Consider the following 14,084-nt stretch of genomic DNA (forward strand, 5'->3'; position numbering starts at 1 on the left):
TTTTCGTTGATCGAGTCATTCAACAACCCTAAGGAGAAAAGAGCTATGCGAAAGACGACAACTCTGCTCATGAGTCTGCTGATCATCCTCAGCATGCTCGTCGCCGCCTGCGGACCGGCGGCGACGCCGACGCCCACCCCTGTTCCGCCGACGCCCACGCCTACGCCGCAGCCCACGGAGGCGCCGACGGAAGCCGCTCCCGCCGAAGCGCCTGCTGAGGAGCCTACACCTACGGAAGCGCCTGCCGAAGAAGCGGCGCCCGCCGCAGAGGTGGTCAAGGCGACGCCCGGCCAGGCGGTCAAGATGATCCTGATGCCGAAATTCCTGGGCATCCTCGTCTTCGACCAGGCGAACCAGGGCGCGCAAGAAGCGCACGCCGAGCTGGGCAACCCAGAGCCGCTGCAATTCCTCGGCCCGACGCCGGAGAACAGCGTCGCCGGTCAGATCGAGATTCTGACCAACGCCGTCACCCAGGGCATCCAGGCCATCATGATCTCCAACAACGCAGGCGATCAGATTGCGCCGGCCGCCAAAGCGGCCCGCGAGGCGGGCATGACCGTCGTCACCTGGGACTCGCCGATCCCCTCGGCGGAGGGTGAGCAGGTCTTCGTAGCGCAGGTCGACTTCGATGAGACGGGCAAGGTGATGGCCGACATGGCGCGCAATATCCTGGGCGAGGACGGCGGCAAGTTCGCCGTGCTTTCCGCTTCGCCAGACGCCGCCAACCAGAACGCCTGGATCGCCGCGCTGCAGCGCGTGTTGGAGCAGCCGGAATACGCCAACCTGGAGCTGGTCGACATCGTCTACGGCAATGACCAGTCCGAGGATTCCTACAACCAGGCGCTGGCGCTGGTCGACAAGTATCCCGACCTGGAGCTGATCATGGCGCCCACCACCGTGGGCATCGCCGCCGCCGCCAAGGCCATGCAGGATGAAGGCCTGTGCGACACGGTCAAGGTCTCCGGGCTGGGCTTGCCGGCGGAAATGCTGGAGTTCACGCTCAACGGCTGCGCGCCGCAATTTGCGCTGTGGAGCTTCAAAGACCTCGGCTATCTCACCTATTACGTGACGTACCTGCTGGCGACCGGCGCGTTGCAGGGCGTCGAGGGCGAAACCTTCGAGGCGGGACGCATGGGCGTCTATACGATCGAGAAAGACCCGACGCGCGCAGCAGGCCTACGCGTGCTCATGGGGCCGTTCACCATCTATGACGCCAGCAACGTCGAAGAGGCGGCGAAGTAGTTTTTCGTTTCGCAACTAGAGAATGTACGTGCAGGGCGGGCGTGGAGCTCGCCCTGCACTTGTTTGCCAACCCTGTCCCTCTGTTGCACGCCGCTCGCCCGTCTACACCGCCCTGCGGGCAAGGCGACGCGCGACGACGAGAAGCGTCACCGTGAGCACGGTGATGACCAGCACCATGCGGTTGGCCTCGTCCTGGCGATTAGCCTGCACCAGATCGTAGATGTACAGCGCCATTGTCTGCGTGCGGCCGGGGATGTTGCCCGCCACCATGAGCGTGACGCCGAAATCCCCCAGCGCCCGCGCAAAGGTCAGCGCCGTCCCGGCCACGATGTTGCGCCAGGCCAACGGCAGCGTCACGCGCCAGAAGATGGCGAATTCCGAGCGTCCCAGCGTGCGCGCCACGCCCTCCAGGCGGGGATCGACGCCCTCAAAGCCGGCGCAGGCGCTTTCCACCATCAGAGGAAAGGCGGCGACTGCAGCGGCGATCACTGCCCCGCGCCAGGTGAAGACCAACGGAAAACCGATCGAGGCCAGCCATTGCCCCAATGGGCTTTGCGCGCCGAGCAGCACCAACAGGTAATAGCCCAGCACGGTCGGGGGCAGCACCAGCGGCAATACGGCGATGGCGCTTACGGCCTCGCGGCCGGGGAAACGCTTGCGCGCCAGCAGCCAGCCCAACGGCACGCCGGTGATCAACACCAGCAGCGTGGCGGTCACCGTCACTTGCAGTGAAAGGCGCAACGGCGCCCAGTTGGCTTCCACAGTTTTCGCGTCTCCGATGACGGTTTATTCGAGCGTTTCGCCCGGCATGACAAATCCATACCTTCTCATGATGACGCGGCCTTCCTCGCTGTTGACAAAGGCAGCGAACGCGCGTGCGGCCTCCGGTTGGGAGGAGGATTTCACGACGGCCAGCGCTTGAAGCAGCGGGGTGTGCAGGTCAGCGTCGATCAACGTCCATCGGATCTCTGGAACGTTTGCAATCGAGAGCGCAACGATGCCGGCCTGCGCATCGCCGGTCTGAATAAATTGGAGCGTCTGGCGGATGTTTTCACCGTAGACGAGTTTCGGCTCCACGCTTTCCCAGAGACCGGTCGCAAGCAGCGCTTCTTTCGCCGCCAACCCATACGGAGCGTGCTCTGGATTGGCGATGGCGATGCGCTGAATCAGAGGGTTCTCCAAGTCTTGCAGCTGGGCGATCTCGATCTCAACGTCGCGGTTCACAGCCAGCACAATGCGGCCCTCGGCATACAGGGCGACGGTCTCAGGCAGAACCAGCCCTTTATCGCGCAACCGCTCGACGAAGGCGATGTTGGCCGAGGCGAAAAGATCGAAGGGCGCGCCGTTTTCGATCTGCTGCGCAAGGTGACCGGACGAGCCAAAGACGAGCGTCACAGGCTGGCCGGTGCGTTGCTCAAAAAGTTCGGCGATTTCAGTGAAGGCAAATTGAAGGTCGGCGGCCGCAGCTACAATTATGGGGGGCGGATTCTCTATGCCCGAGGCAGCGCTGCGCTCTGTGCACCCAGTCGCCGTCCAGAGACTCATAACCACCCATATGAGGGTGAAAATCGGATGAGTTCGACTTCCGCTTCTCCGAGACATGATTCAATTTTCCACTCACGCGTCTGGATTGGTCGATAGACGATGGACTGCCCTCGCAGCGAACCATTCTTTGCGTTCGATCCATAGCAAGATCTGCGCAATCAGGGCGAGCGCCGGCAGCTCGATCAACGGGCCGATCACCAACGCCAGCGCCACCAGCGGCTCTTCGGGAAAGGCCACCAGAGCGATCGCCAGGGCGATGGGCGAATTCCTGGCGAGCGTCGTAAAGCTGAGCGAGGCGAAGTCTGCATACCTGCTGTTCAGCAATTTGCCCACTGCAATGGCCAGGGCCAGATTGCCGCCCCAAAACAGCGCCAGAGGCGGAAGGAGATAGAGCAACATGCGCGGATTTTGCAGGATTGCGTTCCCTTCGGAGGCGAACATAGCGGCGATCGCCAGCGCGAGCAACAAGAGCTGCACCAGCTGCAGATTGGGCAACAATTTCTGCGAAAACCATGATTCACTGCCCCGACGCACGAGAATTCCTCTCAGTGCAATAGCGGTCGCAAAAGGCGCCAGTAAGACGACGATGATGCTTTCGAGCAAAGCGCTCCACTGCACCGGGATGACGGCGCCGGCCAGCAGCAAAATGTACACGGGCAGCAGGATCAGCTGCAGAATCAAATTGATCGGCAACAGCGCGGTGCTCAAAGGCAGATTGCCTCTGGCGATCCCTGTAAACACGAGGTACCAATCCGTGCAGGGCGTCACCATCAACATCAGAAAACCGATCCAGAGCGCGGGCTGCTCACCGAGGAAAAGCCAGCCCAGCGCCCAGGCGAAGAGCGGCGTCCACACAAAATTGATAAGCAGGCTGGCGATTGCGATTTCTCGATGTCGAAAGACGTCTTTGAATCCTCGGAGCGGGATCTGCAGAAAGACGAACGTCAACATCAAGATCAGCGCCGGTAGAATGATGTGACCAGCCCGCTGGGCCACGCCGGATACGTTGCTCAGCATCAGCCCGGCCAGGACGGCGGCGAGGATAAGAGGAGATTGTGCTTTTTCCAGATGAGTCATCCGATGGATCGATTCCCCTTGCTTTAAACACCGACCGAAAAGCTTAAAGGATGGTGAAATTGTCATCCAAAACCCATCCACATCCAACAATTATGTTATAATTTTCTAGCGTTTGAAAGTCTTCTCCTCAGGCGAGAGAGGATAGGCTGTTCCGAAAGAGATGAAAACGATGCATCGAATCAAACATGCTCTGCTCTTTCTCCTCGTTGGGGCGCTGGCGTTTCTAGCCGTGTTGTCCCCCGGAAACGCAGAGCTGGCGATAGCGCAGACGGACGCCGCATCTTCCTCAACGGACGTCCGCATGACGCAGAACAGCGCGACGGCGAACAGCGTGACGCCGAACGAAGTCAACGAGGTCGCCAAAGAGCTTTGGTGCCCCCTCTGCAACGGCGTGCGCCTGGACGCCTGTGAGCTCAAAGCCTGCGAGCAAATGCGCGACATGATCGCCGAACAATTGGCCGAAGGGTGGGATAAGGAGCAGATCAAAAATTATTTCATCGAGCAATACGGCCCGCAGGTGTTGGGCGCGCCGCCGTTGGAGGGGTTCAACTGGCTGGCCTGGATTTTGCCCTTTGTCGCCCTGGCCGGCGGCGGCGTGTTCCTGTGGCGCACCGTGCGTCGCATGGTGACGTCCCGGCCGCAAGAGGCGGCCATCGCAATGGATGGGGCCTCGCCCTCTGTGGCCGATGAGTACAGCCGCCGACTGGAGGAGGAGTTGAAACGTTATGGCTGAAGGGATGACGGAGCGCACGGTCGGCGCCGAGGTGCAACACGCGCATCGTCGGTCGGTGCGCATCTGGCAGGCGGTGTTTACGCTTGTGCTGGTGGGCTTCATTGCTTTGCTCGCCGCGCGTTTGATCCAGACCAACCAATCGGAGCATCGCGCCAGCGGCCAGGCGCCTCCCTTCACCTTCACCACCTTCGACGGCGAGACCATTTCGCTCGAAGATTTGCGCGGCAGGGGCGTCGTGCTCAATTTTTGGGCGAGCTGGTGCGCGCCGTGTCGAGACGAAGCGCCGCTGCTGGAGGCGATGTGGCGTCGTGAGAAGGACAACGGCATCGTCTTCATCGGGTTGGATTATCTCGACCAGGAGCCGGCGGCGCGGGCGTATCTGGCGGAATTCAACATCACCTATCCCAATGGGCCTGACCTCCAGAGTGCAGCCGCGCGACGCTACGGCATCAAGGGCGTGCCCGAAACGTTTTTCATCGATCCGGACGGCGTGATCCAGGAGGTGGTGGTCGGCCCAATCGTCAGTCAGGCGCAGATGGAGGCGCTGCTGGACAAAATTCGTCCCCGCGGTCCTTCGCAGTAATCTGGCAGCCGACAGCCTGGTAGCAAGCTTGAGGAAAAGTTCCAATGATCTTCGATATCGGTCATCTCATTTTGCTGACAGCGATGGCGCTCGCCGCCTTTGGCATTGTCACCGGCTATTTGGGCGGCCGGTGGCGCAACACGCGTCTCATTCAAAGTAGTTTCAACGTCGTGTACGTCGTGGCTGCGCTGGTCTTTGCAGCCACCGTGATCCTCTGGTACGGTCTGCTCACCGACGCCTTTCAGCTCAGTTATGTCTGGAATCACTCGGAGCGCGCCCTGTCCCCCTTCTATAAATTTTCGGCGCTGTGGGGCGGCCAGGCGGGCAGCCTGCTTTTCTGGTGCATGATTCTCTCCGCCTACGGTGCAGTAGTCGCCTACGTCAATCGAGATCGCCACCGGGCGTTGATGCCCTACGTCAACGCCACGTTGTTGACGACGTCGTTGTTCTTTTTGGTGTTGCTGGTCTTTGCGGCGGATCCCTTCAAACGCGTCGGCTTTGTCCCTCCCGATGGGCAGGGCTTGAATCCGCTTCTGCAGAACTTCTGGATGATTCTGCATCCGGTCATGCTCTATCTGGGCTACGTCGGCATGGCCGTGCCCTTCGCTTTCGCCGTCGCTGCGCTGCTCAGCAAGCGTCTCGACAACGAATGGGTGCGCACCGTGCGCCGCTGGACGTTGATCCCGTGGATGTTTCTTTCCGCCGGCATCCTCATGGGCAGCCAGTGGGCGTATATGGAGCTGGGTTGGGGAGGCTATTGGGCATGGGACCCGGTGGAAAACGCCAGCTTTCTGCCCTGGTTGACGGGCACCGCCTTCCTGCACAGCATCATCATCCAGGAACAACGCGGCATCCTGAAGGTCTGGAACATCGTGCTGATCTGGTTGACCTATTTCCTGGTCATCCTCGGCACCTTCACCACGCGCAGCGGCATCATCGAAAGCGTGCACAGTTTTGCGCGCAGCGACGTAGGGCCCTATTTTCTGGTCTATCTGGTGCTGATCCTGCTTGGCTTCCTCTGGCTGCTCTTCGACCGCCTGCCCTTGCTGCGAGGCGAGCATTCGATCGACTCCTTCACCAGCCGCGAGGCGGCGTTTCTCGCCAACAACTGGCTCTTCGCCGGCATCGCCTTCGCCACGCTGTGGGGCACCTTTTTCCCGATGTTCAGCGAGCTGCTGACCGGACAACGCATCAGCGTGGCGGCGCCGTTCTTCAATCAGGTCAATGGGCCGCTCTTCCTGCTGCTGTTGTTGTTGATGGGCGTAGCCCCGCTGTTGGGCTGGCGACACACCAGCCTGAGCGCCTTTCGCAAACAGTTCACCTTTCCCATTCTGGCCGGCGTCGCCGTCGGATTGTTGGTTTTCCTCTTCGCGCGCAGCTTCTACCCAATCATCGGACTGGCGATCTGCGCTTTTGTGGTGGCGACGATCGTGCAAGAGTATGTGCGCGGGGTGATCGCACGTCGCGCGACAACGGGCGAAAATGCGCTGGCCGCCGTCGCAGGGCTGTGGCGCCGCAACGGTCGCCGCTATGGCGGCTACATCGTCCATCTCGGCATCGTCATGATCGGCGTCGCCGTGATCGGCAACGAGTTTTATCAGCAATCGCTGAGCGTCACGCTGGCGCGGGGCGAGAGCGCCCAGATCGGGCGTTACGAGCTGGTCTATGACGGCATGATCAGCGAGCGCAAATCGAACCGCATCGAGTATCACGCCCTGTTGAACGCCTACAACCTGGACAGTGGACGCCGCGTCGGTGTGATCACGCCACAGCGCAACATCTACGACAAGACGCCCGACATGCCGACGAGCGAAGTGGGCCTCCATGTGACGCCCTTTGAGGACGTCTATGTGGTCCTGAACGGCTGGGAGAGCGGCGGCGCCTCCGCCACTTTCACCATTTATATTAACCCCCTGACGCTGTGGATGTGGATCGGCGGCGTTGTTCTGGTGCTGGGCACGTTGATCGCAGCCTGGCCTCACCCGACGCAGCGGCGCAGCGAAGTCGTCCGTTCGCTCGCCTATGCGACCGGCGACGATTGAGCGAGGGAGCGTCAGCCATGGTGTGGACGATTGAGCTGTTGGTCGCCCTCTTGATTTCCGGCCTGGCGATCTTGGCTGTGGCTTGGCCGTTGCTGAAGAAAGGGCCGACGCCGGCGTGGATCGAAGACGATCAACTGTTGGAACTGCTGCATCGCAAAGAGCAGGTGCTGCTGGCCATCAAGGATCTGGAATTCGACTATCGCGTCGGCAAGTTAAGCGAGGAGGACTATCGCAGCTACGACCAGCAGCTTCGTCGCCAGGCGATTGCTCTCCTTGCGCAGATCGAAAAGGTCGCCCCTGAAAGCGCGCAACTGGACGCGTCCCTGGAGCGCGAGATTTTGCAGCGCCGTAAAGTGAGGGACGGCATAGGAGCTGCAGCGGATGGAAGCGAAGAAGAAATCGCACCCCCTTCCAAAACCTCGACCTCTGCCGAGGACAAGCAGCAACGTCCGCATCTTTACTGCACCCAGTGCGGCCATCCGCTGGACCCGCATCACCGGTTCTGCGCCATGTGTGGGGCGCCCGTGGAAAGCGCCCCTGCAGTGAAGAGCGCGGTCGATGTCCCCTGATTGCTTCGAGCGGGTGATCATCGTTTTGCATCGCCCTGAAAATCCCGTCAACATCGGAGCGGCGGTGCGCGCCATGAAAAACATGGGCTTCACCCGCTTGCGACTTGTGCAGCCTACGCCGTACACCGCAGCCGATCTGTTGCGCATCGCCCACCACGCGGAAGACGTGATCGAACGCATTGAACATTTCGACGCTCTCGACGCCGCCCTGGCGGACGCGCACTTCGTCGTGGGCACGGCGGCGACGCGTCATCCCGAGCATCGCACCACCGACGACGTGCGCGCGCTGGCGCCGGAGCTGCTCCGGCAAGCGACGACGGGCAACGTTGCGCTGCTTTTCGGTCCAGAGGCCGACGGGCTGGATCGCGCTGCACTGGATCGTTGTCACATCATCGCCAGCCTCCCGACGAATCCGGCGTATCCGGCGCTGAATCTGGCGCAGTCCGTACTGTTGTTTCTCTACGAGCTGCGCATGGCGGCCGGCTGCGGCGCAGAGGCTTCCCCCTTTGAACCGCGTGCGACGCAGGCGGAGCTGGAGCGGCTCTTTCTGTTGAGCGAAGAGGCGCTGCGCGCCATCGATTTTTTCAAGTACAACCCCGCCGCCGTGATGCGCACGCTGCGGCAGATCGCCTATCGCGCGGCGCTGCGCCCCGACGAGGTTGCGCTTCTGCTGGCGATTGCCCGCCAGATTCTACGCACAGCGTCTCGTTGAGGCGCAGGCTTCTCCCCGCAAGGCTGACAGTCTGAACTGGGCCTCTCGATTGCGCAGATGGGGTCAAAATAGAGGCGTCATGCGGTGCCGAACTGCCGATCGCCGGCGTCGCCCAGGCCTGGCCAGATGTAGCCCGGCGGGAAGCTGTCGCCGGCGCCGGTCAGTCGTTCATCGACGGCGGCGACATGAACGGCTACATCTGGATGCACGGCGTGCAGCGCCTGAATGCCTTCGGGGGCCGCCAGCAGCCCGATAAATTTGATGCGCGAGACGCCCCATTGTTTGAGCACGTCTACGGCGGCGATCGCCGAGCCGCCTGTAGCCAGCATCGGATCGAGGATCATGCAAAGGTCAACGGTCGGCGAAACCGGGAGCTTGTTGTAGTAGGCGACGGGACGAAGCGTGCGCTCGTCTCGATAGAAGCCCAAATGCCACACCTCCGCCTGCGGCAGAAGTTTCCAGGCGCCCTCCACCATGCCCAAGCCGGCGCGTAAAATCGGCACAAAGCCGATTTTCTCCGCCATGACGCTGCCCTGAGTAGAGGTCAACGGCGTTTCGATCGGCTCGACGCGCACCGCAAGGTCCTGAGAGGCTTCGTAGACGAGCATCATCGCCAACTCACCGATCACCTCGCGAAACTTTTTAGGTTCGGTCTCCCTGCGACGCAGCAGGGTGAGCTTGTGTTGAGCGAGCGGATGCGACGAGACGAAAACGTTCTCCCACACAAGCGGCCTCTCACCATTCGATCTCGCGCTGCATGCGATTACGTCGGTTAAGACGCTCGACCTCGCGCTGGCATTCGACGCAGAGGGTGGCGTCCGGCTTGATCTCTAAACGCTCCGGCTCGATCGGTTTTCCGCAGCGCGTGCAGATGCCGTATTCGCCTTTTTCGATCAATTTAAGCGCCGTCTCGATGTCCTTCAAGCGGCGTTCAAGCACGGCGATGAGCGCAGCGTTTTTCTCTCGCTCGAACACCTCTGCGTCTCCCTCATCCGGCTCGATGTCCACTTCAGACTGCATCAGGTCGCGCAGGTTCTTGAGCTCCGCAGTCACCTGCTCCATATCGTTGAGCAGTCTTGCGCGTTCTTTCTCGATAAACTCCGCATTGGTCATCTTCATGTTTTGTTGAACTCCGTTTCAATTGACACAATCGTCCCTTCCATCTCCGGCTGCAGCCTCTCGTCAGGACGGTCGACGTCACGAGGGCTGCACCTTGACGACAGCAAGGGTCATCACTGGGCAGCAAAACGGTTAAATGGTTATATCAGGTTCCTTGCGAAAGGTCAAGGTGCAGATGTCCTGTGTGAGTAGGGAAACGCGTCCCGGAAACGGTTTGGGGATTCAGTCGGCGAAGATTCAGAAGCAGGGCCTCGCAGGTCACAAAGTCGATTGCAGCGTCCACTGCTCGAGCGGCAGCGCAACGCCGGCGCCCTCTTCGCAGAGCCGATAATAGCCGCCGTAGGCGCAATGGCGACAGAGCGTAACGTCGCCGATCACCACTTCGCGTTCATTGATGATCTCCTCGCCACAGGAATCACACATGGCGCGATGGCCGGCGCGGCTGAGAATCGCCTCCACCGGCGTGGTCAAAATCACCGGCCGCCACACGAAAAGATCGGCCAACGCCATGCGCTGATAGCCCAGCAACATCGCCTCCCATCGATTGCGCGCTTCAGGGGCAAAGGCGGCGGCGCGTTCGCGCGCAGTTGGGCTGGGCGCGATGCGAATCGCCTGACCGCTCTTTGTATCAACAAAAGTTGCAGCAACTTTGCCGTAATCCTCCACGCGCAGAGTGCGACGTCCAACCCAGCAGTTGGTGGCCACCGAGACGCCGGTGCTGAAACAGCCGTCTGTTTCGACGATGGTGAGCAGCCGCTTGTCGCTTTGCGGCAGCTCAAGTTGGAGCAGCTCGGCGGCGAGTCGTCCCATCTGCACGCCGAGCACCTGGCGCGGGCACAGATGTCGGTGCAGGGCCGCAGATGCGGCGAGGAGTTCATCAAGCGTTTTCATCGGCGATTGTCCATAACAATCTTTTCGATTTCGGCGATTTTCACAGAGTTTGCAGGAGGTTTTCTGCAGACCCTCGAACGGACGCCGGGCTATTTCCTTCCATTTTACCGACTTCGATCGTTTTCGAGCAAATAGGCTCTGATCGTCTCGAATCGCAAGCGTCTGACCCGTTGTAGCGAGGCGCCATTTCTATCATTTCTGCACAATTCTGCACAATTCAGCGGAACTTTTAGAACATCTACGACGTACATCGGGTAGAACAAATTTCGGTGGCGGCAATCAGAGCGGAAACAGAAAATTTATCATTACGTCAGGAGGTTTTGTGAGGATGCCATGAAGACGAAAGCCTTCGGAATGACGCATGGGATCGCGTTGCTATTCGTGCTTGCCTTGCTGATTGGAATGGCGCCGGCCGCTGCGCTCGCCCAGCAAGCCACCCCAGGTGCGATTTTTCTGGGCGACGGCTGGCAGGCCAGCTATTGGAACAACATCACGTTGAGCGGTCCGCCGGCGCTGACGCGCGTCGACGGCGATATTAATTTCAACTGGGGACTGGGGTCGCCGGCCCCGGAGATTAACGCCGACAACTTTTCAGCGCGGTGGACGCGCACGCTGTTGGTGACGCAGCCGGGCGCCTATCGCTTCACGCTTAACAGCGACGACGGCTCGCGCCTCTTCATCAACGATCAGCTCGTGATCAACGCCTGGTACGACCATGGCCCGGCGCGCACCTTCTCGGCGACGCGGCAACTCAACGCCGGCGCGCACGAGGTGCGCATCGAATATTACGAACGCCGCGGGGCAGCGGTGATTCGCTTTGGCTGGTCGCAGGTGGGCGCCACAGCGCCTGCGCCGGCGCCGCCTCCTCCGGCAGTGGGCGCGCCGACCACACAACCGGTGGGCGTAGGGCCGTGGCGCGGAGAATACTTCAACAACCGCGACCTGCTCGGCGCCCCCGTTTTGGTGCGGGAAGACCCGAGGATCGATTTCAACTGGGGCTTCGGCTCCCCGGCGCCCGGGGTCATCGGCGCAGACAATTTCTCCGTGCGCTGGACGAATACGATCAACTTTGCGCCGGGCGTGTACCGCTTCCGCGCCACGGTGGATGACGGCGTGCGCGTCTTCGTCAACGAGCGACTCGTCATCGACAGCTGGCGCGTGCAGGCCGCCACGACCGTAGAGTCGGCGGATGTTGCGCTGAGTGGCCCGGCGTCTGTCCGCGTCGAATACTTTGAGGACGCCGGCGAGGCGCGCATTGCGTTGACCTGGTTCCAGGTCGGCGCCGCTCCGCCTGCACCCGCGCCGCCGCCCACCGGCGACGTCTGGACGGCGGAGTATTTCAACAATCCCGACCTGGCCGGCGCGCCGACGCTCGTGCGCGGCGAGGCGGGGCCGATCGACTACAACTGGGGCTCCGGTTCGCCTGCGCCGGGGGTGATCAACAATGACTACTTCTCGGCGCGCTGGAACCGAGCCGTAAACTTTGCGCCAGGCACCTATCGCTTCCGCGTGTTGGTCGACGACGGCGCCCGCCTGTTCGTCAACAACCAGCTCATCATCGACCAATGGCGCCAGCAATCCGCCACCGAATACAGCGCAGAAATTGCGCTGCCGGGCGGCGCAATTCCGGTGCGGCTGGAATACTTCGAACATACGGGCGTGGCGCAGATTCGCCTGACGTGGGAGCAGATCGGCGGGCCGCCAGCTCCGCCGGCTCCACCGGCGATCGGCGGCATCGGCGGCATCGAGTTGCCGAGACCCACCTGGAGCCGCGTGCGCATCGATCGGCCCTTCACCGGAGAATATTTCGCCAATCGCGACCTGAGCGGCAGCCCGGTGCTGGTGCGTCAGGACAACGATATCAACTTCAACTGGCGGGACGGTTCGCCCGATCCCCTCGTGCCGGCGGACGACTTCTCGGTGCGCTGGACGAACACGCTGCGGCTGGATGCGGGGCGATACCGCTTCATCACCGAAACCGACGACGGCGTGCGGCTGTACATCAACGACCAGCTCGTGATCGATCGCTGGCGCACGCAGCCTCGCACGCGCTATACCTACGAGACGACGCTCGGCGCCGGCGAGCACCGCATCCGCATGGAGTACTTTGAGGCGACCGGCCAGGCGTTTGCGCGGCTGCGCATCGAGGTGCAACGACAGCCGATGGGCATCGTGGGCAACATCATCACCTGCGTGCCGCCGCAGCCGCAGAACTACGCCTGGATCAAGCTCTATCGGCTCGACGGCAACAATCAATGGCAGTCGCTGGGGCCGGGCATCGGCTCGATCAATCCGACCGGCTACTTGAAGATTGATGGTTTGCCGGTGGACATCTTCCGCTTCGGCGGCGCAGGGGAGCCGTATAAAGTCGAGCAGTGGGTGGACGGTCGCGTGGTGCAGTCAACCGGCGACTACCAACGGGGCGAGCCGGAGTTCCGCGTGCGCCCCTTCGCCGACAACTACACGCCATGGGGCTGCCCGCCATAACCGGCGACGCCGCACCTTTCCTTCTCGCGATCCAACCTTTCATCAGAACGGGTCATGGGAGCGCCTCTTCCCATGACCCGTTCGCCAGCAGCGTTCATCCCAGGAACAGGCCGGCGAGGCGGCGGTTTTAGGGGAGAAAATGACTTGCTTTCCCCTTGATTTCTAGTGTATAGTGAGATCAGACGAGACTTCCATCGAAATCGTCACCGGACTAGATCGTCGCCGGGTTTTTCACTGCGACAAAGCCGCTATCTGTTGGATTCAACGTCGAACGAATTGATGCGCATGTTCTGATTCGACGAGCCTCTTTGCTGCGCCCACCTTTTCCACTTGCCATGTTCACCGTTCATTTTCGATTTTACGGCAGTCTCAACGACTTTCTGCCTGAGGCGTTGCGCCATCGCATGATCGAGCAGCGGTTGACCGAACGCGCCGCCGTCAAGCATCCGATCGAGGCGTTGGGCGCGCCCCACCCCGAAGTGGAGGCGATTCTGGTCAATCGGCGACCGGTGGATTTCAGCTACCGTCTCCGCGAGGGCGACTGCGTGGAGGTCTATCCGCTGGAAGCCATCCATGCGCTCCACGATCGCGTGCCCCTACGGCCGCCTGTTCCTCAACCGGCTCGTTTCATCGTCGACGCCCACCTGGGGCAGCTGGCCGCCTACCTGCGTATGTTCGGGTTTGACACGCTCTATCGCAACGACTTCAACGACTGTGAACTGGCGCAAATTTCGGCGCAGGAGCATCGGATTCTGCTCACGCGGGATCGCGGCCTGCTGAAGCGCCGCATCGTCGTCTTCGGCTACTGCGTGCGCGATGTGGAGCCGAGACAGCAGCTGATCTCGGTGTTGCGACGCTATCGCCTAAGCTCCAGCGTGCGTCCCTGGCAGCGCTGCACCCATTGCAACGGCCTTCTGCATCCGGTCGACAAACGCGCGGTGCTCGACCGGCTGGAACCTAAGACGAAGCTCTATTACGAGGAGTTTCAACAGTGCGAGGCGTGCGGTCAGGTCTACTGGCAAGGCTCTCACTTTGAACGCATGGCCAGCTTCGTGGAAACGGTGATGCAGCAGCTGTAGGGAGG

Annotated in this window: 14 protein-coding genes; 8 read left to right on the forward strand and 6 right to left on the reverse strand. The window is 61.4% G+C overall.

Going from position 1 to position 14,084, the window contains the following annotated elements; translation table 11 throughout:
• The first annotated feature begins 45 nt into the window (after positions 1-45).
• Complete coding sequence (locus Q0367_RS11340) at positions 46-1,242, forward strand: substrate-binding domain-containing protein (protein ID WP_298982313.1); 1,197 nt, start codon at positions 46-48, stop codon at positions 1,240-1,242.
• A 102-nt stretch (positions 1,243-1,344) separates the two neighbouring features.
• On the opposite strand, the gene modB is transcribed toward Q0367_RS11340, so the two are convergent.
• The 3 genes from modB to Q0367_RS11355 form a co-directional block, all read right to left on the reverse strand.
• Positions 1,345-2,004 (reverse strand): molybdate ABC transporter permease subunit, encoded by a 660-nt coding sequence (modB, locus tag Q0367_RS11345; RefSeq protein ID WP_297635647.1) that lies wholly within the window; start codon positions 2,002-2,004, stop codon positions 1,345-1,347.
• Between the two features lie 24 nt (positions 2,005-2,028).
• Complete coding sequence (gene modA, locus Q0367_RS11350) at positions 2,029-2,787, reverse strand: molybdate ABC transporter substrate-binding protein (RefSeq protein ID WP_298982315.1); 759 nt, start codon at positions 2,785-2,787, stop codon at positions 2,029-2,031.
• 72 nt (positions 2,788-2,859) lie between these two features.
• The gene (locus Q0367_RS11355) at positions 2,860-3,864 is read right to left on the reverse strand and encodes an arsenic resistance protein (protein WP_298982317.1); all 1,005 of its coding nucleotides are present in this window, start codon (positions 3,862-3,864) and stop codon (positions 2,860-2,862) included.
• Between the two features lie 169 nt (positions 3,865-4,033).
• Between Q0367_RS11355 and Q0367_RS11360 the strand changes: the two genes are divergently transcribed.
• From Q0367_RS11360 to Q0367_RS11380, 5 genes are read left to right on the forward strand one after another with little or no spacing between them, the layout of a single operon-like run.
• Entirely contained in the window at positions 4,034-4,597 is a 564-nt protein-coding gene (locus tag Q0367_RS11360) for a cytochrome c-type biogenesis protein CcmH (protein ID WP_297635655.1), read from the forward strand.
• The gene (locus tag Q0367_RS11365) at positions 4,590-5,180 is read left to right on the forward strand and encodes a TlpA disulfide reductase family protein (RefSeq protein WP_297635658.1); all 591 of its coding nucleotides are present in this window, start codon (positions 4,590-4,592) and stop codon (positions 5,178-5,180) included. The genes Q0367_RS11360 and Q0367_RS11365 overlap by 8 nt, the downstream gene beginning before the upstream one ends.
• Before the next feature lie 44 nt (positions 5,181-5,224).
• Complete coding sequence (locus Q0367_RS11370; protein WP_297635661.1) at positions 5,225-7,222, forward strand: heme lyase CcmF/NrfE family subunit; 1,998 nt, start codon at positions 5,225-5,227, stop codon at positions 7,220-7,222.
• A gap of 17 nt (positions 7,223-7,239) precedes the next feature.
• Positions 7,240-7,791, forward strand: a complete 552-nt coding sequence (locus Q0367_RS11375; protein ID WP_298982321.1) for a zinc ribbon domain-containing protein — start codon at positions 7,240-7,242, stop codon at positions 7,789-7,791.
• Positions 7,781-8,503, forward strand: coding sequence for an RNA methyltransferase (locus Q0367_RS11380; protein ID WP_298982323.1), 723 nt, complete (start codon positions 7,781-7,783; stop codon positions 8,501-8,503). The genes Q0367_RS11375 and Q0367_RS11380 overlap by 11 nt, the downstream gene beginning before the upstream one ends.
• 77 nt (positions 8,504-8,580) lie before the next feature.
• On the opposite strand, the gene upp is transcribed toward Q0367_RS11380, so the two are convergent.
• From upp to Q0367_RS11395, 3 genes are all read right to left on the reverse strand, one after another.
• Positions 8,581-9,228 (reverse strand): uracil phosphoribosyltransferase, encoded by a 648-nt coding sequence (gene upp / locus Q0367_RS11385; RefSeq protein ID WP_297635671.1) that lies wholly within the window; start codon positions 9,226-9,228, stop codon positions 8,581-8,583.
• 10 nt (positions 9,229-9,238) lie between these two features.
• Positions 9,239-9,622, reverse strand: a complete 384-nt coding sequence (locus tag Q0367_RS11390; protein WP_297635674.1) for a TraR/DksA C4-type zinc finger protein — start codon at positions 9,620-9,622, stop codon at positions 9,239-9,241.
• Between the two features lie 258 nt (positions 9,623-9,880).
• Positions 9,881-10,513 carry an FmdE family protein gene (locus tag Q0367_RS11395; RefSeq protein WP_297635677.1) on the reverse strand — a complete coding sequence of 211 codons (633 nt, stop codon included), beginning with the start codon at positions 10,511-10,513 and terminating at the stop codon, positions 9,881-9,883.
• 333 nt (positions 10,514-10,846) lie between these two features.
• Here Q0367_RS11395 and Q0367_RS11400 point away from each other — a divergent pair, with 333 nt between their 5' ends.
• Positions 10,847-13,000, forward strand: a complete 2,154-nt coding sequence (locus tag Q0367_RS11400) for a PA14 domain-containing protein (protein ID WP_298982326.1) — start codon at positions 10,847-10,849, stop codon at positions 12,998-13,000.
• 308 nt (positions 13,001-13,308) lie between these two features.
• The gene (locus Q0367_RS11405; protein ID WP_297635680.1) at positions 13,309-14,079 is read left to right on the forward strand and encodes a Mut7-C RNAse domain-containing protein; all 771 of its coding nucleotides are present in this window, start codon (positions 13,309-13,311) and stop codon (positions 14,077-14,079) included.
• Positions 14,080-14,084 lie beyond the last annotated feature (5 nt).

The organism is uncultured Caldilinea sp. (assembly GCF_937128415.1).
In the GTDB taxonomy this organism is placed as follows: Bacteria; Chloroflexota; Anaerolineae; order Caldilineales; family Caldilineaceae; genus Caldilinea.